Source organism: Gordonia sp. i37 (genome assembly GCF_002043085.1).
In the GTDB taxonomy this organism is placed as follows: Bacteria; Actinomycetota; Actinomycetes; order Mycobacteriales; family Mycobacteriaceae; genus Gordonia; species Gordonia polyisoprenivorans.
On sequence record NZ_MVPX01000109.1, the window covers coordinates 1 to 417 of the forward strand.

1 protein-coding gene is annotated in these 417 nt (G+C 67.4%); it reads right to left on the reverse strand.

The features are described from left to right. Positions 1–417: enoyl-CoA hydratase-related protein (locus B1964_RS04950; protein WP_253193888.1), on the reverse strand; the 417-nt coding region annotated here is incomplete at both ends.

A 417-nucleotide genomic window follows, 5' to 3' on the forward strand; every position in this document is an offset into this window, starting at 1 on the left:
GTTGAATTCGGGCATGCGCTTCTCGGCGAATGCCGCGGCACCCTCGGCACCTTCTTCGGTGTGGTGGGTGAACAGATCCAGGGCGCTCATCGCCATGTTCGACAGTCCCGCCTGGTGGTCGGTGTCGGCGTTGAAGCTATGCTTGAGGACCCGGATCGCGGTGGGTGACTTCTCGGCGATCTCGCCGGCAATCTTCTTGGCCTCGTCGAGGAGGTCGGCGGCCGGGACGACCCAATTGACCAGTCCCCAGCGCTCGGCGGTCTGCGCGTCGTACTGGCGGCACAGATACCAGATCTCGCGGGCCCGCTTCTCCCCGACGACGCGGGCGAGGAAGGCCGAGCCGAAGCCGGCGTCGAAGGAGCCGACCTTGGGACCGGACTGGCCGAAGCGGGCGGTGTCGGCGGCGATGGTCAGGTC